Raw genomic sequence first — 18157 nt, forward strand, 5'->3', positions numbered from 1 at the left:
GTTGTGCAGTATTTTGTTGAGATAGGCGTTTATAGGATATAACTTAGACTATAAACGCACTATGAAGAGAGAAAAAGAACAATGGCTTAGAATTTTCAACGGCGTGATGTTCGGTGCATTGATTTTATTGGGGTTCGCATATTGCGATGAAAACAGTATGGGGGCAGGAAGTGAGAATTGTACTTCTTATGCCAAATATGAATTCAGGGGTAAAGTACTGGGAGAGAGCCGACAGGTTGTGCCCGATGCCAGGATTTTGGTAAAGCATATAGCTTCTCCTGCCGACGGCTCATATGGTTATGTTGTTTTATCCGATACGGTTTATACCAAAGAAAACGGAGAGTATCTTTATCAGAATACCATAACCGGTTATCAGGACTTCCGCATTATCTGTGAGGACCTTACCGGGGTTTACCAGACCGATTCTGTGGATATAAAGATGAATCCGAGAGGTGGAAACGGCAGGTATGAAGGTAAGGATAACAGAAAGGTAGTCTTTAAGCTGAAAAAGAGGATTATATAAGACTTATACGGGGCTATCCGGCCCAATCTTCCCTGTCCAGATTTCTGTATCCGATTGCTTCTGCCAAATGTGAGGGTTGTATCTGTTCGCATCCCTCAAGGTCGGCGATGGTGCGTGCAACTTTTAAGATGCGGTCGTAGGCGCGTGCCGAGAGGTTGAAGCGGTTCATGGCCGTTTTCAGCAGTGCCAGCCCTTTATCATCGGGACGGGCATAACGGGCAAGTAATTTGCTGTTCATCTGTGCATTGCAATATACACCGGGAATTTCGGCATATCTTTCAGATTGGGCTTGACGTGCGCGTATTACGCGTTCCCGAATGAGGGTGCTCGATTCACCGGGACGTGCATCCGACATCTTCTCAAAGGGAACGGGGATGACCTCGATTTGCAGGTCGATACGGTCGAGTAAAGGTCCCGAAATACGGTTCAGGTATTTCTGTACTTGCCCCGGGCTGCATACGCAGGCTTTGGTAGGATGGTTGTAGTATCCGCAAGGGCAGGGGTTCATGGATGCTGCGAGAATCAGGCTGGCCGGGTATTTGACATTGCATTTAACCCGGGAGATGGTGATTTCCCGGTCTTCCAGCGGCTGGCGCAGTACTTCAAGTACATTTCGATTGAACTCCGGCAGCTCATCGAGGAATAAGACTCCGTTGTGTGCCAGGCTGATTTCTCCCGGTTGCGGGAAACTGCCGCCTCCTGTCATGGCTGCTGTGGAAATCGTGTGGTGAGGGGCACGGAACGGTCGTTTGGAGATAAGCCCGCTTTCCTGTTCCAGCTTTCCTGCAACAGAGTGTATCTTGGTGGTTTCAAGGCTTTCGCCCAATGTTAACGGGGGGAGGATGGAGGGAAGGCGCTTGGCAAGCATGGATTTTCCGCTGCCGGGAGCACCTATCAGTAGAATGTTGTGTCCGCCTGCAGCCGCTACCTCTAACGCGCGTTTTACGTTTTCCTGTCCTTTCACGTCGGAGAAATCCAGGTCAAAGTCATTCTGTCGGGTATAGAACTCTTTACGGGTATCGACATGTACCAGCTCCAGTTCCTGTTTGTCGTTGAAGAACTCGATGACCTCTTTCAGGTTCTTTGCTCCGTAAACTTTCAGGTTATTTACAACAGCAGCTTCCCGTGTATTCTGTCTGGGTATGATAATTCCTTCGAAACCGAGTTCTCTGGCTTTTATGGCAATGGGCAGGGCGCCTTTAATGGGTTGCAGGCTGCCGTCGAGACTTAGCTCTCCCATTAACAGATAGCGGCTCAACTTGTCCGGTTTGATTACTTCGCTGGCACCTAACATGCCGATAGCCAACGGCAGGTCGTAGGCGGCGCCTTCTTTGCGGATATCAGCCGGTGCCATGTTGATGACGATATTGCTGGTAGGCATCCGGTAACCGTTTACTTGCAGTGCGGAAATGATGCGTTGATGGCTTTCCTTGACAGCAGAGTCCGGCAAGCCGACGAGATAGAACATACAGCCTCTGGAGCTGTTGACTTCGATAGTGATGAGGGTTGCATCAATACCTTGAACAGCCGCTCCAAAAACTTTGATGAGCATGTAATTTGAGTGTTTAGTGATTAGGGTTTAGTGATTACCGATAGAAAAGTTATCGTTTCTTTTTCCTTTCGTTCTCTATCTCCCTCTTCTTTTCTTTTTCTTTCTTCTCTTGTTCTTCTATGTCTTTCAGTTTCTTTTCGATAGCCGCTTCGCTCAGGTTCTTTCCTTCAATCCTTCCGGAAGGGCTGAGCAGTACATTGGCAGGCAGGGTTCTTATGGCAAGTTGCTTTACAACTCCGATCTCCCAGCCGGAAAGGTCGCATGCTTGCTCCCATTTCAGGGTATCTGTTTCGATAGCCTTTTTCCAATTGTCTTTGTTGAGGTCTAAAGAAATTCCTAAAAGCGCGAATTTCTTATTTTTTTGTTCTTTCTTGTAGATTCTGCGGTAAACGGCATTGCTGTCGCGGCTCACGGTATCCCAGGAAGCCCAAAAGTGTATTAGCAAGTATTGGTCTTTGAAGTTCGAACGGGTAATCTGCTTCCCTTCGGCGTTGGGCAGGCGGAAGTAGGTGGCAGTCTTTCCGGTCGCAGCCTTTTCTTCTTCCTGGATGCGATCGAGCAGCCCGTCGATATAGGGACGGTCTTTCAGTTCTCCCGTCATGTGTTCGGTCAGTTGTTTGATTAGGGTATAATCCGGCTTTTCTTTTTGTGCGAAGTACTTGTCAAGCAGGTAGATACTCGCTAAAGAGGAATGATGTTCATTGATAAATTTGCCGGCTTTCTCTTCCAGGACTTTTTCAGATGGTTTGCCTAATCCTTTCAGCTCTTTCTGGAAGGCGGTCAACTCTTCATTGTGCGGGTTGCCGGTTATTTCCATACTGTTTAGTTCGGCAGCAGAGCCTTTTATGTGTATTTTGTCACCTTTATCCATGAAGAAAGGGTATCGGCTGCCGTCGCTGAACAACAGCCATGCAGCTACCAAGGTATCCGGAGAGAGTGTTTTCGAGAATTTGCCGTTCTCAACGGGCAGGGTATCCATGCGGTCGTACATTTCGTCTGCACCGTATATATATAAGGTGTCATTTCCCAAACTTTTGATTTCTCCGCTCAGACTGACTGTGTCGGAGCTTTTGCCACCGCAAGCGGATAGCATGATAATCAGGAAATATGCAAGATAAATATTCTTCATACGGCTTTCTTCTTCTGATACGTTGCTGCGAAAGTAGTTCTTTTTGGTGTGAATAAAAAAAAATGCCCGACATATTTCTATGCCGGGCACTTCTTTTCATCTTATAACCTTTATTATTTGATGATATTCATGAAGTCTGCATTCGTGAAGTATTTGGAGAATTCCAAGTCAGAAGCAGCTTTCTTAGCCAATGAAGAATCTTTGGCAACAGCTTTCTTCAGGTTGTCCATAACCATAGAAGAGTTGTTGGTTCTTGCACCTACAACAGCCATCAGGTAGTCAGTGTAAGCGTCCGGTTTAGCGATGCTTGACAATGTGCTCTTAGCCTTGTTGTAGTCCTTAGCCAGGATTTGTGCCAAAGCTGCACTGTTGGTCTTAGTGTCGCCAAATGCGTTAACAGCTCTGTCATATTGACCTTGAGCGATGTACAGGTTACCCAGAGCTTCGTTCAGTTCCTTAGTACCGGAAGCTTTGCCCAGGTAAGTTTCAGCTGCTGCCTTGTCGCCTTTTCTCAAAGCTACGAGACCCATGTTCATGTTAGCTTCAGCAGAATCCTTGATAGAAAGAGATTTCTTCAGGTAGCCTTCAGCCTTGTCCAAATCACCGGCTTGGTAAGCTAACTTACCGAGGTTGTTGTATGCACGGTAGTCGTTCGGGTAGATTTGAGTAGCTTTGGTGAAGATAGCTTCTTGCTTAGCAGGATCGTTAGTCAGAGTAGCTGCATACAGCAGTTCTTCGATGTTCAGTTGCTTAGCATCGCTGTCAGCCAAAGATGCGATTTCTTCGTCAGACTTACCGATTACGTCATAGTTCAAAGTCAGACGAGAACGACGCAGTTGCGGAAGGATTTCTTCTGCCAAAGTGCTGTATACAGAAGAGATATTCTTGATTTCCTGTTCTCTTTGTTCAGGATCAGAGTACATTGACAAAACGCGGAGAATCAACTCTTTGTCTTGGATGTTGGATTTGCTGACCAGTTCTTGGAAACCTTCCCAGTCCTGTGCAGTATATTTAGTATCTACAGCTGCTTCGATTTTGCTCTTCTTCAAATCCTTGTTGATAACTTTGGCTGTATTGTTCTGACGGTTTTCAGCCAGACCTGTATTCAGCTCAACGCCACCATCGGGAGAAGCGTATGCAGAGATTTCGATGTTGCTGATCTTCTTGTTGGCAGCTTCGTTGATGTTCTTAACTTCTTCGTTGAATGCTTTGGCAGTTTTCAACTCACTTGAACGGATGTTAGCCTGTTGGATCAAGAACATGATGTTTGCATCATATTTTTCTTTGATTACGCGTTGGAAAGCGTCGTCACCGTTAGCAGGATTAGCGCTGCCCAAAGTCTGGCCAACCAGTTCGGAAGTAGAGATAACGCCGTCGGCTACTTTTACAGCAGGGATAGTAACTTCTTTCTTTCCAACTTTAGCTTTGAATTCCAAGTACAACTCAGACTTAGCCATTTCGGGAACATAGTCGAAAGAAGTCTTCATTGTGTAGCTACCACCAGCCTTGTAAGAGATAGTCTGGTCGTTGCCTTCTACTTTTTCACCCTGGAATACGGCAGGCTGGCCTTTAGCTTCGCCGCCTTCCCATCTCAAAACCGGAGTAACTTCCACTACAGCTTTTTTCTTGAAATACTTTTCGGGGAATTTACCGTTAATTGTAGCAGGTACCTTACCGCCTACGGCTTCCAATACTTGCGGAGTCACTGTGAAATAGTCAGAAGACAGTTCACCCATTTTGCTGCTGCATGATGTCAAAACAGCAACAAGTGCCACTAACAAAGGCAGATACAATTTTTTAGTCATTTTAGATATAAATTAATTGTTTGTAATTGAAATTTGTCCATTCACAATTAGTTGCTATACTCCTATATATATAGCTTTGCAAAGATATTAATTCTCTTGGCAATTTGTTAATAATACTATCACATTTATTATAATTTAATAAACGCCGTGTTCTTTCCTGTATTTAATATTGCGGGGATGATGCTCGATAATTTCGCTTCGGAGTCTGTTCCGGTCGATATGTGTATAGATTTCAGTGGTGGCGATGGATTCATGTCCCAGCATGCACTGGATGGCCCGTAGATTGGCGCCGCCTTCCAGCAGATGGGTGGCGAAGGAGTGGCGGAACGTATGGGGACTGATATTCTTGGTGATGCCGGCTTTTTCCGCCAGCTCTTTTATCATGTGAAACACCATGATGCGGGAGATATTATTGCCCCATCGTGCCAGAAATACGTAATCTTCGTATCCTTTCTTGATTTTCCCCAGATTACGGTCTGCAAACCAATATTTTATTTCTTTGATTGCACGAGGCGAGATAGGTACTAAACGCTGTTTGCTGCCTTTACCTTCCACCTTGATAAATCCTTCCTCGAAATAGAGGTCGGAAATTTTCAGGTTACATAACTCCGACACGCGTAACCCGCAGCTGTACAGTGTCTCCAGGATAGCCCGGTTGCGTTGTCCCTCTTTCTTCTCCATGTCTACGGTGGAAATGATTCTGTCAATTTCCTCTACGGTGAGTACTTCGGGTATCTTGAACCCGATTTTGGGACCTTCCAGCAACTCGCTCGGGTCGTCTTCCCGAAAGTCGGCAATCACCAGAAAGTGGAAGAACGATTTGATTCCGGAGAGTATCCGGGCTTGGGAACGGGGATGGATACCGATGTCGTGTAGCCCTGCGGCAAAGCGTTGCAAATCATTCGGCGTTACATCCGGAATTTCTATATTCTCTCCTTCCAGAAAGTGCAGAAGTTTCTGTAAATCCGTCATGTAGGCATCGAACGTATTGGGTGAAAGCGACTTCTCCAGCCTGAGATATTGCTGATACTTTCTGATTATCGTCGCTCGTTTTTCCTTATTCGTTAATTTCTCTTCTACTTTCATTACTTTTTCGTATCTTTGCACCTTGAAAGAATGTTCTCTGTGGACAAAGGTATAAAAAAATGTGTTATGAGGATACAGATTATTAACGGCCCCAATATAAATCTGTTGGGAAAACGCGAACCTTCCATTTATGGCAGTGTTTCTTTTGAAGACTACCTTGCCGGACTCCGTAAAAAGTATGCGGATGTACAGATAGACTATTTCCAATCCAACATCGAAGGAGAGTTGATAGACAAGATACAGCAGGTGGGTTTTGATGCGGACGGCATCATCCTGAATGCGGGGGCCTATACCCATACGTCCATTGCCTTGCAAGATGCGATCCGGTCGGTCACTGCTCCGGTGATTGAGGTTCATATCTCCAATGTGCATGCCCGGGAGTCGTTTCGCCACATATCCATGATAGCTTGTGCCTGCCGGGGTGTTATTTGCGGCTTTGGGCTGAACTCCTACCGTCTGGCATTGGAAGCGTTAAAGGAATTATTAATATAAAATAGGTACAAGATTATGCTATTGAAACAGACAAAAATCGTTGCAACGATTTCCGATCAGCGTTGCGATGTTGATTTTATAAAACAGTTGTTCGACGCAGGTTTGAACGTAGTACGTATGAATACGGCTCATGCAGGCCGCGAAGGTTTCGAGAAGCTGATAGCCAATGTGCGTACGGTTTCCAACCGCATCGCTATCCTCATGGATACGAAGGGTCCCGAAGTGCGTACGACTGTCCTTGACGAGCCTATTCCCTTCAAGGCAGGCGATCGTGTAAAAGTGGTAGGTAATCCGGACCGGCAGACTACCCGCGAATGTATCTCCGTTTCTTATCCCAACTTTGTACACGACCTCAATGTGGGCGGTCATATCCTTATCGACGACGGTGACCTGGAACTGGTTGTTGTGGAAAAGAATGCCGACCACCTGCTGTGCGAGGTGCAGAATGAAGCTACCTTGAGCAGCCGCAAGAGTGTCAATGTGCCGGGTGTACGCATCAACCTGCCTTCACTGACGGAAAAAGACCGCAACAATATCCTCTACGCCATCGAGAAAGACATCGACTTCATCGCTCACTCTTTCGTGCGCAACAGACAGGATATTCTGGATATAAAGGCTATTCTCGATGCCCACAACAGCGACATCAGAATCATTGCCAAGATTGAGAACCAGGAAGGTGTGGACAATATCGACGAGATTCTCGAAGTGGCCGACGGCGTTATGATAGCCCGTGGCGACCTGGGTATCGAAGTTCCGCAGGAACGTATTCCGGGCATCCAGCGTTTGCTGATTCGCAAATGTATCCTTGCCAAGAAGCCGGTTATCGTTGCCACGCAGATGCTCCATACCATGATTTCCAACCCGCGTCCTACCCGTGCGGAAGTTACCGACATCGCCAACGCCATCTATTACCGTACGGATGCTTTGATGCTGAGCGGTGAGACGGCTTACGGCAAATATCCGGTTGAAGCCGTCAAGACAATGACGAAAGTTGCCGCCCAGGCGGAAAAAGACAAACTGGCGGATAACGACATCCGTATTCCTTTGGACGAAAACAGCAACGATGTAACGGCTTTCCTCGCCAAGCAAGCGGTAAAGGCCACTACGAAGTTGAAGATTCGCGCCATCATCACCGACAGTTACAGCGGCCGCACTGCCCGCAACCTTGCTGCATTCCGCGGCAAATACCCGGTGCTCGCCATCTGCTATAAGGAAAAGACCATGCGTCACCTGGCGCTTTCATACGGTGTAGAAGCCATCTACATGCCCGAACTTGCCAACGGACAGGAATACTACTTCGCCGCTCTCCGCCGCCTGCTTCAGGAAGGCCGTCTGCAACCTACCGACATGGTGGGCTATCTGAGTAGCGGTAAGGCCGGTACGCAAACATCCTTCCTCGAAATCAACGTAGTGGAAGATGCCCTGAAACATGCTGAAGACAGTGTACTTCCGAACAGTAACAGATACTTGTAAAATTATAAATTGAGAATTAAAAAATGACAGTCTGCTGGCAGGGTGTTTGTTTTTTAATTCTCAATTCTCAATTTATATGACTTTAGACGAATATATCCTGCAACACATCGATGAAGAGGGCGACTATCTGAAGGCTCTTTATCGCGATACGCACCTCAAGTTGCTTTATCCCCGCATGGCTTCGGGACATTTGCAGGGGCGTATGCTCAAGATGTTTGTCAGGATGATACGTCCCCGTCAGGTGTTGGAGATCGGGACATATAGCGGATACTCTGCGCTTTGCATGGCAGAGGGGTTGCCGGACGACGGAATGCTGCATACGTTTGAAATCAATGACGAGCAGGAAGACTTTACCCGTCCGTGGTTGGAGAACTCGCCCTATGCCGATAAGATAAAGTTCTATATAGGTAATGCTTTGGAACTTGTTCCCCGGCTGGACATCACTTTCGACCTTGCTTTCATCGACGGTGATAAGCGCCGTTACATCGATTATTACGAGATGGTGTTGGCGCGTCTTTCGGACGGCGGTTATATCATTGCCGACAATACCTTGTGGGACGGGCACGTTCTTGAAGAACAGCCGCATCGCACGGACTTGCAGACCATCGGGATAAAGGCTTTCAATGATCTGGTTGCCGCAGACCATCGGGTGGAGAAAGTTATACTGCCGTTGCGCGACGGACTGACGATTATACGTAAGAAATAATAAGTTTGCATCCTCCCCCCTTCACCCTTCACAATCCCTTTGCATCATCCTGTTCATGGGATTCTGCGGGTGAAGGGGGAGGATGCTTTTATTTTTTAAGCAACCGCTTGCTCAAGTACCGCACAGGATACCACACCGAGAGGAACCCTACGGTGATAACCGTTACGAATACCAGTATAATGTCCGTTGCATGCACGCTCACCGGATAGGCGTCCACTACAAAACTTCCGTTGCCGCCGCCCAGCGATATAAGTCCGAAGCGTTGTTGCAGGAAACACAGCAACAGCCCTAATACAATCCCGGCAATTGCTCCGAACACCGAAATCAGCCGCCCTTCAAAAAGGAAGATGCGGGCTATCAGCCGGTCATCGGCGCCCAGATTGCGCAGCGTCTCCGTATCCTCGCGCTTATCCAGTATCAGCATGGACAGCGAACCGATAACATTGAAGCAGGCAATTGTAAGTATAAAGGTAAGGAACAGGTAGGAGATGAGTTTCTCAATCTCCATGATACGGAATACATCCGCTTGCTGCTCGTAGCGGTTTTGCACGATGAAGCGATCGCCCAGGATGCGTTCCATTTTCTTCTGCACGGCATCGGTGTTGCTGCCCGGTTTCAGTTTCAGTTCGATGGCGGAGACTTCCGTGTCATAATTGAACAGCCGCCGGGCAAAGCCCAAGGATGTGAGGATATAGCGTGAGTCGTATTTCTGCTGGTTGACAACAAACACCGCTCCCGGCGAGAACAGATAATCCTGGTTGAAAGCCGCTGACGGATTGGCGATATTGACACGTACATTCCTTTTAGGTGCATACACCCGCAGCGGGTCGACAAACTGAAGTCCCGTGCCCAGTTCGGAAACCAGCTCCACACCCATAAAGCCGTAGTCCACAACGGAATCGTTCAGAATGAACTTCCCCGTACCGTACAGCAGGCTGTCTATGGATGTCAGTTGCTCGAAGTTATCCTCCACGCCTTTGATAACCGCCATTGCCTGGCGATCCTTGTACTGCACCATTGCGTTTTCTTCCAGCGTCTCCGTCCATACATCTATCTCGGGCAGGGCGCGTACTTGTTGCACGCGCGATTCGAGCGGGTCGAACACCTTTCCTTCCCGAACGGTGATTTTCAGCTCCGGGTCGAAAGCCGTGAAGAACCCCGCTACCATATCCTGAAATCCGTTGAATACGGACAATGTGCACACCAACGCCAATGTAGCCAACGCCACCCCGCACACCGAGATGCCGGATATAATATTAATGGCATTATGCTTCTTCTTAGAGAAGAGATAACGGCGGGCTATAAAAAAAGGAAGATTCATGGTTAGGGATTAACCACTATTTCAGTAGTTCATCGATTCTTTCCAGATAATCCAGCGAGTCGTCCACGAAGAACTTCAGTTCGGGAATGATGCGCAGTTGGTGACGTACGCGGGTTCCCAGTTCAAAGCGGATGGACTTCATGTTGGCATTGACGTTCTTGATGATTTCTTCGCTCCGTTCAGAGGGGAAAACGCTGAGGTAGGCGCGTGCCACGCTCATATCGGGACTGATGCGTACGGCGCTGACTGAAATCAGTATGCCGGGCATTGATTTGGTCTGTAACAGGAAGATGTCACTCAACTCCTTTTGGAGCAGGCGGGCTATTTTATTCTGTCTGGTAGTTTCCATACTCTATCGTTTTTTTTGATTTGAAGAGCAAAGTTACTGAAATATATCGTTCTGCCGGTGATTTATACCATTTTTTTCATTCTTTTCCTTGTAGGAGAATCTGATTTATGACGTTGCAGGATTGTATTTTCATCTATACGGTATTTGCTTCGGCTACCGGGAACATCAGGTGTTGACTACTGTCAACAGAGCTGTTTACTGCTGTCAACGGAACGGCCGGCTATTGTCAACCGGGCTGTTGACAGTAGTAAACACCCGATGTTCTTCCTGAGAAAAAAGAATTCTCTCTATAGCAATGCGTTTTTCTTCATAGTCTTATGCCAAAGACATACAGAGGAAAATCAAGTATTGCTATAGAGAGAAGTACGTATTGCTCTGTTATATTGAATACAACCCGGCTGTTTCGTAGATTCTATCTACTCTTGCGCTTTTTTGCGTGCAATCAGCGTAACTGCCGCGACTCCGATGACCAGCAGTGCCAGTGCTCCGTAGGCAATGCCTTCCGTTACATGCAGACTTTTGGGGTCGAAGCGCATTTCAACGGTATGCTTGCCGGCAGGGATATACAAGGCGCGCAGTACATAATCCGCACGTCCCAGTCCGGCAGGTTTCCCGTCAATGGTTACTTGCCAGCCGTTCGGGTAGTATATCTCGGAGAATACGGCAATGCCGTCTCCCGCGTTTTCCGTTTCGTAAACCAGGCGGTTGGGTTCATAGCTCGTCAGGCGGATGGAGGAAAGGCTGTCTTTATGAGCCTCTGAAATCCCTTTCAGCACATCCTTGAAACGGGCATCGACAACGGCGGTTTCGGTGGGAAGGATGGTTTTGAGCGCATCAATCTCCTCATTGGCATTGTTTACGTATTGCACGTTCTTCACAAACCAGGCATTGCCGTTGGCATAAGGGTTGAGGACGGGAACGGTCTGTCCCTGCTGTCCGGCGGGGAGGATGAAGTACTTCGTGTTCAGCATGTTCAGCACACGGAACTTGGAGGCGTCCACACTGTCCATTTCTCCGCCTGCGGCGGCTATCGCTTGGTAGGCGGCCTGCATTTCGGGAGAGATGTGACGTTCTATCAGTTCCTGGTAGCGACGCAGTTTGGCGGCATGGTATCCGCCTATGTTCTTATGCCAGTAGGAAGTGTTGTTCTCGTTGAAGGCATCGGTTGCAAAGTTCAGTACGCGGTAGTCCGGGCTTTTGTCCTGCAGGATGAGTTCGTCGGTCTTGGTTTTGCTGAACGTTTCCGTTTGGATGGAACGGGGCACGAACTGCTCGTCGTGCAGGTAGCGTTTGTTTACACTCCACATATCTACAAGGCAGAGAGCCGTAATGCCTGCAACGGTCAGCGACTGCCGCAGCTTGCCTGCCGCGTGGAGCCAAAGCAGCGCGCATCCGATGCAGATGATGATGAAGCTCCGCAATGCGTCGGCGCTGACAAGCGCACCCCGCATTTCTGAGAGATTGGCAAGGATGCCGGACAGTTCATTGGCGGGTATCATCTGCTGGTCGACGGCATTTTGCAGCATCTGCGCTTCTTGTGCGGGCACGAAGCCGGAGCCGAGGCTACCCGGCGCTACGGTAAGCAGCAGGGCTACACCGGCGGTCAGCGCAAGGCTGATGCCGAACGCTTTCTTGTTCGCTTTCCATATTCCGGGTTCTTCCAACACGCGCTTCAAGGCAAAGATTGCCAGCAGGGGAATGGTGAATTCCGCTATGACGAGGATGGATGATACGGCGCGGAACTTGTTGTACATCGGGACGTAATCGATGAAGAAGTCCGTCAGCGGCATGAAGTTCTTACCCCATGCCAGAACGATGGAGAAGAAGGTTGCTCCCAGCAACGCCCATTTCAGCGGGCCTTTTACGATAAAGCAGCCCAGCACGAAGAGGAACAGTACGAATGCACCCACATAAACGGGGCCTGCCGTCCAGGGCTGGCTGCCGAAGTACTGCGGGAGTGAGTTGTATAGGCTTCCGTACATCGGATTGGCCTTTTCCATGGCGGCTTCGCTCTGGCTGAGGGGGGCGGAGGAAGAACCGCCTTTGAAGTTGGGAACGAGCAATGTCCAGGTTTCGCCGATGCCGTAGCTCCAGTTGGTGATGTAGTCGCGGTCCAGTCCGCTGCTGGTTTGCTTGGCGGCATCACCGGTCTGCACCAGCTCGCTCTTGCCGCGCATGGTTTCCTTGCTGTACGTGTAGGTGTGGTAGAGGTTGGAGAGGTTGGCGGCCACACCGATAAGGGCGGAAACCAGCAGTACGGCGCTTGCCTTGAAGAACTGGGGAAGCGTCTTGTTGCGCCACGCATCTTCAAAGTATGCTCCTGCGATGAACAGGATGACGAACAGGAAGTAGTAGGACATCTGCACGTGGTTGGACATGATTTGCAGGGCGATGAAGAAGGCTGTGAGTATGCCGCCTGCCAGCAGCTTGCCCCGGTAGGCGAGCACGATGCCCGCTATTGTGGGCGGGATGTAGGCAAGGGTGATGAACTTCCAGATGTGTCCTGCCGAAATCAGAATGAAGAAGTAGGACGAGAAGGCCCACATGATGCCGCCCAAGCCTGCCAGCCATGCCGGTATGCCGAATGCCCGCAGCAGGATGTAGAAGCCCAGCAGCAGGATAAACGTCAGGTTGACGTAGGTGGGCAGGAAGAGCTGGTATATTTTCTGTGTCCATTGCAGCGGTACGGTAGAGTCGTAGGACGGGGATATCTGGTAGGTAGGCATTCCGCCGAAAAGGGAATTGGTCCAGCGGGTGCGTTCGCCTGTCTGTTCGTAATACTCTTTGGCTTCTTGTCCGGCGCCGGCTCCGGCGGCGGTGTCGTGCTGGAACAGAATACGTCCTTCTATATCCGCCGGAAAAAAGTAGGCGAAAGAAATCAGGACGAATGCCAGGATGGCAATTAAGTCGGGAAGAATCTTCTTTATCATCTTTGCTGGGTTATGGTTTATGTGGGGGAGCCGAAAGGGTGAGGAGTCGACTCCCTTGACTCCTAATCTGAATTTCAGCGGCAAACTTATACATAAATATTGATTTATGCACCAGTTGGATAGATAAATCTGCTGAAATATCGTACCTTTGCCTTCCCTAAATCATATAATTCATAAATCTGAAATTTGGAAATCGGTAAGCATGACGATAGGTGTTATCAGTGCAATGGATAGCGAACACCGCCAACTGGCGGAACGTTTGCAGGAGAAGAAGGTAGCGGATTACGGGAATCTGCACTATGTGGAAGGTATGCTTGGCAGCAACCGCGTGATACTTACGCAATGCGGCATCGGTAAGGTGAATGCGGCGGTGGGAGCTACGGAGCTGATACGCCGTTTTGCCCCGGACTGTATTGTGAGTACCGGTGTGGCGGGCGGCATCGACGCTTGCCTCAAGGTGACGGATGTAGTGGCGAGCGACTCTCTGGCGTACCACGATGTATGGTGCGGTGACGGTAACGAGTACGGTCAGGTGCAGGGATTGCCTGCAGTGTACAAGGGGTGCGCCCCGCTTTTGGAACATGCTTTGTCTCTGAACAAGACCGGATTGGAAAGCCGTATTCATAGCGGACTGATATGTACCGGCGACCGGTTTATCACCAACCGCACAGAGCTGGATGCCATCAAACGCCGCTTCCCGGCTGGACTGGCTGTCGATATGGAGTCCGCTGCCATTGCGCAGACCTGCTATCTGTACGACATTCCTTTCCTCAGCTTCCGTATCATCAGTGATACGCCGGGCGTGGAGGACCACTCTTCGCAATATGCCGATTTTTGGGGTACGATGGCGGAACGTTCTTTCCTTACGACATGGACTTTCCTTTCCACCCTGCCCGACAACTTATAACTCATAACTCACAACTTATAACTTATGAAGAAAATACCCAGCTTTACCATCGATCACATCCGTTTGCTGCGCGGTATTTACGTATCGCGCAAGGATGAAGTGAACGGAGAAGTCATCACGACTTTTGATATCCGTATGAAAGAGCCCAACCGCGAACCGGCATTGGGACAAGGCGCCCTGCACACTATCGAGCATCTGGCTGCCACCTACCTGCGCAATGAACCGCAATGGCAGGACAAGATTATCTATTGGGGCCCCATGGGCTGCCTTACCGGCAATTATCTGCTGATGAAAGGCGATTTGCAGCCGCAGGACATCGTACCGCTGATGCAGGATACGTTCCGCTTTGTTGCCGGATATGAGGGCGAAGTCCCCGGTGCTGCTCCGCAGGATTGCGGCAATTACCTGCTCCACGACCTGCCCATGGCAAAATGGGAGTCTGCCAAGTATCTGCATGAAGTGCTGGAACAGATGACGGAAGAGAATATGAACTACCCCGAGAAAGCGGAGTGAGTGGTTGAATGAATGTTGAAAAATACATTTATGTTAAGAGTATCTGTCATTCAGAGCTTCTTTGCGATGCTCTGAATGACAGATAGTATAAGCTAATTCCCCATATTTACTTGGTTTACTCCTAACTGCTTAAATGATTTCTATTCCTTGCTCCTTGCAAAGTTGCAACCCTATGTCTTTCAGCTTGAATTTCTGTATCTTGCCGCTTCCTGTCATGGGGAACTCTTTTACAAAGAAAATATATTTGGGAATCTTGTAACGGGAAATCTTGCCGATGCAGAAGTCGCGTATATCCGATTCGTGCAGGTCTGCCCCCTCGTGCCGGATAATGAATGCGCCGACCGCTTCGCCGTACTTCTTGGAAGGGATACCGGCTACCTGCACATCCTTGACGCCTTCCAGTTGATAGAGAAACTCTTCGATTTCGCGCGGATAGATATTTTCACCGCCGCGGATAATCATGTCTTTGATGCGTCCGGTGATGCGGTAGTTGCCGTCTTCGTCTTTTACACCCAAGTCTCCGGAGTGCAGGAAACCGTTCTTGTCGATGACCTCGGCTGTGGCCTGCGGATTCTTATAATATCCTTTCATGGTGTTGTAACCGCGGTTGCACATTTCACCCTGCACGCCTACCGGGCACTCTTCGCCGGTTTCCGGGTCGATGACTTTCACTTCGGTATGCTCAAAGTCGCGTCCTACGGTGTTGCAGCGTACATCGAACGAGTCGTCTATTCGCGTGGCGGTCATGCCGGGAGCGGCTTCCGTCAGGCCGTAAACGCTGGTTACTTTCATGTACATCTTTTCCTCTACCTGCTTCATCAGCTCGACGGGGCAGAGAGAGCCGGCCATGATACCCGTGCGCAGACTGGACATATCGAACAGGTCGAACATCGGATGGTGCAGCTCGGCTATGAACATTGTGGGTACGCCGTAGAGTGCGGTGCATCGTTCTTTGTGGATGGATGCAAGCACCACCAACGGGTTGAAGCGTTCCACCATGACTTGTGTACAGCCGTGGGTAAGGCAGTTCATCGTGGCAAGCACCACGCCGAAGCAGTGGAACAGGGGGACGCAACAGCAGAGTTTGTCAGCGGCAGTGAATTTCATATGCTCGCCGGTAAGGAAACCGTTGTTGGTGATGTTGTAGTGGGTAAGCATTACCCCTTTCGGGAATCCGGTAGTGCCCGAAGTGTACTGCATGTTTACTACGTCGTGGCAACTTACCCGGCTTTTGAGCTCATTCAGACGGGTGTCTTCCACGTTGTCGCCTAAAAGCAGAATTTCGGAAGTGTTGTACATTCCTCTGTGCTTTTCCTGCCCTACGTAGATTACATTCTTCATATAAGGGAAGCGCTCGCTTTTCAGATGTCCGCGCTGGCAGGTTTTCAGTTCAGGCAGCATGGTGTAGGTCATCTGCACGAAGTCGCTGTCTTTCTCGCCGTTGACGATACAGAGCGTGTGCATATCCGAATTTTCGCACAGGTACTCCAGTTCGGCTTGTTTATAGTTGGTGTTTACCGTTACATAAACGGCGCCTATTTTGGCGCAGGCATACAGCAATGTCAGCCAGTCCGGTACGTTTGCCGCCCAGATGCCGACGTGTGTTCCCCGTTCCACGCCGATAGCGATAAGTCCTTTTGCCATGTCGTCCACTCTGCGGTTGAACTGGCTCCAGGTGAAGCGCAGATTACGGTCGGAGTAAACAATATATTCTTTGTCAGGTGTAGTTGTGGCCCAATGCTCCAGCCATTGGCCAAGCGTTCTTTCGTATAACATAACGATGCTAATTAACGTATGAAGTATGAAATATAAGAGGGTATGTCAAAACTAAAATTCGCTTGCCGTTTGTTTCTTTTTAGGCACGGATTACACGGATTTCACGGAAAAAGAACAAAGAAAATCTGTGTTTCCGTAGAATCCGTGTAATCCGTGCCTAAAAGAAATCATCAAGTGTATTTTGACACACTCCCTTATGCCTTATACTTATCAGATTGGTGTATAAATTACTGCCAGTATTTTGGCTGCCTGTCCTTCATAGGCGTGTACATGGTGCGGTACGATGGAATCGTAGTAGATGCTGTCCCCTTCTTCGAGCAGGTAGGTGTGTTTACCGTAGCTGATTTCCATGGTTCCTTCCATAACCATGATGAATTCTTCGCCTTCGTGTGAGGAAAGGACGAAATCGCTGTCGTCCGTGGGAGCTACGTCGATGATGAACGGCTCCATGTGGCGGTCTGCTTTTGATTTGGAAAGAGAGTGGTACTCCATGTGTTTGCGCGAGTGGATAGCGTTGTTGGAGAAGCTGATGCTGTCCTTTGCTTCCGACTTGCGGCATACCACAGGACCGTTCTCGTCCTGGTCGTCAAGGAATGTGCCGAGACGCACGCCCAGTACGCGGGCTATTTTGATGAGCGGAGCCAATGAAGGCAGGTCGATATTGTTTTCGATGCGTTCGATTTGTTCGATGGCTAGCCCCGAACGTTGCGCCAACTCTTCCATGCTGATGGACTGGCTTTCGCGGAGTGATTTGATTTTTTCTCCTACAATCTTACTTGTATCCATAATTTGATAGTATTTTCAGTCTAAAAGGTTATGATTAATAGCTGTAGATTGCAAAAATAAGATATTCTTTTACTTGGTGCAACATTCTATGACGAAAAGTTTGCTTATGGTCTTTGCAGGTGTACAGGAGATTTTGTCTGTATGCCATCGCTATTCCGGCTTTCTCAGAGGAAGAGTGATATTCGCAGACGTATGGTTTATGATTACATGAAGCCCGATAGAGGTTCCTTACTCTTTTATATCCAACTCTCCGGAGTATGAAATGGCTTGTCTGTTCATCGGCTGGATATGTATGTTGGCCGAACCGTCGGAATAGATAGTAAGGCTGTATTCATATTTATCTTCCTCGTTGCCGGTTTTGAAATCAATCCGGGTTTTCCCTTTTTTGAGGCTTTCTTTCCTGTATCCGGTTATCGGGGCATTAAATATCAATCCTTTCCCGCCGCCGTAAGGTACATTGTATGCCACTCCGAAGTAGGGCAGGTAAGAAAAGACGGAATCATTCCTGATTTCGATGGAGTAGTCGGATGTCAGGGCGCGGCTGCGACCTTTCATGGGTTGCATATAGTCTACGTTGATTTTGTAGTGATCGGCATTTATCGCTTCCCTGACGTTACGTTCGGTCTGTGCTTTCTTTTCACTCCGGCTTTGTGCTGTTGCGGATTGCATGGCAAACATTCCCGACAAACATAATAGAATTAATTTAGCTGTTTTCATCGTTGTTTGGTTTTAGGTATCAACAAAGATAAAGATAATGTTTTTGAGAAGTAAAACGGATTCAGTATTTTTGTATGAGAATAAAGATTATT

General features: G+C 48.7%; 16 protein-coding genes. 6 read left to right on the plus strand and 10 right to left on the minus strand.

The window, feature by feature from the left end:
- The first annotated feature begins 61 nt into the window (after positions 1 to 61).
- Positions 62 to 523, plus strand: coding sequence for a radical SAM-associated putative lipoprotein (locus tag H8S52_RS13995; RefSeq protein WP_118086888.1), 462 nt, complete (start codon positions 62 to 64; stop codon positions 521 to 523).
- A gap of 13 nt (positions 524 to 536) precedes the next feature.
- Here the strand turns inward: H8S52_RS13995 and H8S52_RS14000 are convergent, their stop codons facing one another.
- From H8S52_RS14000 to xerD, 4 genes are all read right to left on the minus strand, one after another.
- A complete protein-coding gene (locus H8S52_RS14000) occupies positions 537 to 2075 on the minus strand; it encodes a YifB family Mg chelatase-like AAA ATPase (protein WP_186910048.1) in 1539 nt (512 codons plus the stop codon).
- A gap of 49 nt (positions 2076 to 2124) precedes the next feature.
- Complete coding sequence (locus H8S52_RS14005) at positions 2125 to 3204, minus strand: TlpA disulfide reductase family protein (RefSeq protein ID WP_186910049.1); 1080 nt, start codon at positions 3202 to 3204, stop codon at positions 2125 to 2127.
- Between the two features lie 113 nt (positions 3205 to 3317).
- Positions 3318 to 5009 (minus strand): tetratricopeptide repeat protein, encoded by a 1692-nt coding sequence (locus H8S52_RS14010; protein ID WP_005655544.1) that lies wholly within the window; start codon positions 5007 to 5009, stop codon positions 3318 to 3320.
- 135 nt (positions 5010 to 5144) lie between these two features.
- Complete coding sequence (gene xerD / locus H8S52_RS14015; RefSeq protein WP_186910050.1) at positions 5145 to 6095, minus strand: site-specific tyrosine recombinase XerD; 951 nt, start codon at positions 6093 to 6095, stop codon at positions 5145 to 5147.
- Between the two features lie 66 nt (positions 6096 to 6161).
- On the opposite strand from xerD, the gene aroQ reads away from it, so the two are divergent.
- From aroQ to H8S52_RS14030, 3 genes are all read left to right on the plus strand, one after another.
- Positions 6162 to 6587 carry a type II 3-dehydroquinate dehydratase gene (aroQ, locus tag H8S52_RS14020; RefSeq protein ID WP_186910051.1) on the plus strand — a complete coding sequence of 142 codons (426 nt, stop codon included), beginning with the start codon at positions 6162 to 6164 and terminating at the stop codon, positions 6585 to 6587.
- A 15-nt stretch (positions 6588 to 6602) separates the two neighbouring features.
- Positions 6603 to 8060, plus strand: coding sequence for a pyruvate kinase (pyk, locus tag H8S52_RS14025; protein WP_005655539.1), 1458 nt, complete (start codon positions 6603 to 6605; stop codon positions 8058 to 8060).
- 76 nt (positions 8061 to 8136) lie between these two features.
- Positions 8137 to 8766: an O-methyltransferase gene (locus H8S52_RS14030; RefSeq protein WP_060385733.1), complete on the plus strand. Its 630-nt coding sequence runs from the start codon at positions 8137 to 8139 to the stop codon at positions 8764 to 8766.
- 88 nt (positions 8767 to 8854) lie between these two features.
- On the opposite strand, the gene H8S52_RS14035 is transcribed toward H8S52_RS14030, so the two are convergent.
- From H8S52_RS14035 to H8S52_RS14045, 3 genes are all read right to left on the minus strand, one after another.
- The gene (locus tag H8S52_RS14035) at positions 8855 to 10087 is read right to left on the minus strand and encodes an FtsX-like permease family protein (protein ID WP_005655537.1); all 1233 of its coding nucleotides are present in this window, start codon (positions 10085 to 10087) and stop codon (positions 8855 to 8857) included.
- A gap of 16 nt (positions 10088 to 10103) precedes the next feature.
- Positions 10104 to 10436: a 30S ribosome-binding factor RbfA gene (gene rbfA / locus H8S52_RS14040; RefSeq protein ID WP_005655535.1), complete on the minus strand. Its 333-nt coding sequence runs from the start codon at positions 10434 to 10436 to the stop codon at positions 10104 to 10106.
- Positions 10437 to 10852: 416 nt separating this feature from the next.
- Positions 10853 to 13366, minus strand: a complete 2514-nt coding sequence (locus H8S52_RS14045) for a YfhO family protein (protein ID WP_186910052.1) — start codon at positions 13364 to 13366, stop codon at positions 10853 to 10855.
- Between the two features lie 202 nt (positions 13367 to 13568).
- Here H8S52_RS14045 and H8S52_RS14050 point away from each other — a divergent pair, with 202 nt between their 5' ends.
- Positions 13569 to 14273 (plus strand): 5'-methylthioadenosine/adenosylhomocysteine nucleosidase, encoded by a 705-nt coding sequence (locus H8S52_RS14050; protein WP_060385663.1) that lies wholly within the window; start codon positions 13569 to 13571, stop codon positions 14271 to 14273.
- 24 nt (positions 14274 to 14297) lie between these two features.
- Positions 14298 to 14786 (plus strand): S-ribosylhomocysteine lyase, encoded by a 489-nt coding sequence (locus H8S52_RS14055; RefSeq protein ID WP_005655530.1) that lies wholly within the window; start codon positions 14298 to 14300, stop codon positions 14784 to 14786.
- A gap of 129 nt (positions 14787 to 14915) precedes the next feature.
- Here the strand turns inward: H8S52_RS14055 and H8S52_RS14060 are convergent, their stop codons facing one another.
- The 3 genes from H8S52_RS14060 to H8S52_RS14070 form a co-directional block, all read right to left on the minus strand.
- Positions 14916 to 16562: an AMP-binding protein gene (locus H8S52_RS14060; protein ID WP_151878354.1), complete on the minus strand. Its 1647-nt coding sequence runs from the start codon at positions 16560 to 16562 to the stop codon at positions 14916 to 14918.
- Between the two features lie 210 nt (positions 16563 to 16772).
- Positions 16773 to 17348 (minus strand): helix-turn-helix domain-containing protein, encoded by a 576-nt coding sequence (locus H8S52_RS14065; RefSeq protein ID WP_005655526.1) that lies wholly within the window; start codon positions 17346 to 17348, stop codon positions 16773 to 16775.
- A 228-nt stretch (positions 17349 to 17576) separates the two neighbouring features.
- Positions 17577 to 18065, minus strand: a complete 489-nt coding sequence (locus H8S52_RS14070; protein ID WP_117907252.1) for a DUF4251 domain-containing protein — start codon at positions 18063 to 18065, stop codon at positions 17577 to 17579.
- Between the last annotated feature and the right edge of the window lie 92 nt (positions 18066 to 18157).

Origin of the sequence: Bacteroides sp. NSJ-48 (genome assembly GCF_014287405.1) — a bacterium.
GTDB lineage: Bacteria > Bacteroidota > Bacteroidia > Bacteroidales > Bacteroidaceae > Bacteroides > Bacteroides stercoris.

What these genes read in the sequence shown, in the direction of transcription:
- H8S52_RS13995 (WP_118086888.1), top strand. Translation starts at nt 62, where the DNA reads ATGAAGAGAGAAAAAGAACAATGGCTTAGAATTTTCAACGGCGTGATG.
- H8S52_RS14000 (WP_186910048.1), bottom strand. Translation starts at nt 2,075, where the DNA reads ATGCTCATCAAAGTTTTTGGAGCGGCTGTTCAAGGTATTGATGCAACC.
- H8S52_RS14005 (WP_186910049.1), bottom strand. Translation starts at nt 3,204, where the DNA reads ATGAAGAATATTTATCTTGCATATTTCCTGATTATCATGCTATCCGCT.
- H8S52_RS14010 (WP_005655544.1), bottom strand. Translation starts at nt 5,009, where the DNA reads ATGACTAAAAAATTGTATCTGCCTTTGTTAGTGGCACTTGTTGCTGTT.
- xerD (WP_186910050.1), bottom strand. Translation starts at nt 6,095, where the DNA reads ATGAAAGTAGAAGAGAAATTAACGAATAAGGAAAAACGAGCGACGATA.
- aroQ (WP_186910051.1), top strand. Translation starts at nt 6,162, where the DNA reads ATGAGGATACAGATTATTAACGGCCCCAATATAAATCTGTTGGGAAAA.
- pyk (WP_005655539.1), top strand. Translation starts at nt 6,603, where the DNA reads ATGCTATTGAAACAGACAAAAATCGTTGCAACGATTTCCGATCAGCGT.
- H8S52_RS14030 (WP_060385733.1), top strand. Translation starts at nt 8,137, where the DNA reads ATGACTTTAGACGAATATATCCTGCAACACATCGATGAAGAGGGCGAC.
- H8S52_RS14035 (WP_005655537.1), bottom strand. Translation starts at nt 10,087, where the DNA reads ATGAATCTTCCTTTTTTTATAGCCCGCCGTTATCTCTTCTCTAAGAAG.
- rbfA (WP_005655535.1), bottom strand. Translation starts at nt 10,436, where the DNA reads ATGGAAACTACCAGACAGAATAAAATAGCCCGCCTGCTCCAAAAGGAG.
- H8S52_RS14045 (WP_186910052.1), bottom strand. Translation starts at nt 13,366, where the DNA reads ATGATAAAGAAGATTCTTCCCGACTTAATTGCCATCCTGGCATTCGTC.
- H8S52_RS14050 (WP_060385663.1), top strand. Translation starts at nt 13,569, where the DNA reads ATGACGATAGGTGTTATCAGTGCAATGGATAGCGAACACCGCCAACTG.
- H8S52_RS14055 (WP_005655530.1), top strand. Translation starts at nt 14,298, where the DNA reads ATGAAGAAAATACCCAGCTTTACCATCGATCACATCCGTTTGCTGCGC.
- H8S52_RS14060 (WP_151878354.1), bottom strand. Translation starts at nt 16,562, where the DNA reads ATGTTATACGAAAGAACGCTTGGCCAATGGCTGGAGCATTGGGCCACA.
- H8S52_RS14065 (WP_005655526.1), bottom strand. Translation starts at nt 17,348, where the DNA reads ATGGATACAAGTAAGATTGTAGGAGAAAAAATCAAATCACTCCGCGAA.
- H8S52_RS14070 (WP_117907252.1), bottom strand. Translation starts at nt 18,065, where the DNA reads ATGAAAACAGCTAAATTAATTCTATTATGTTTGTCGGGAATGTTTGCC.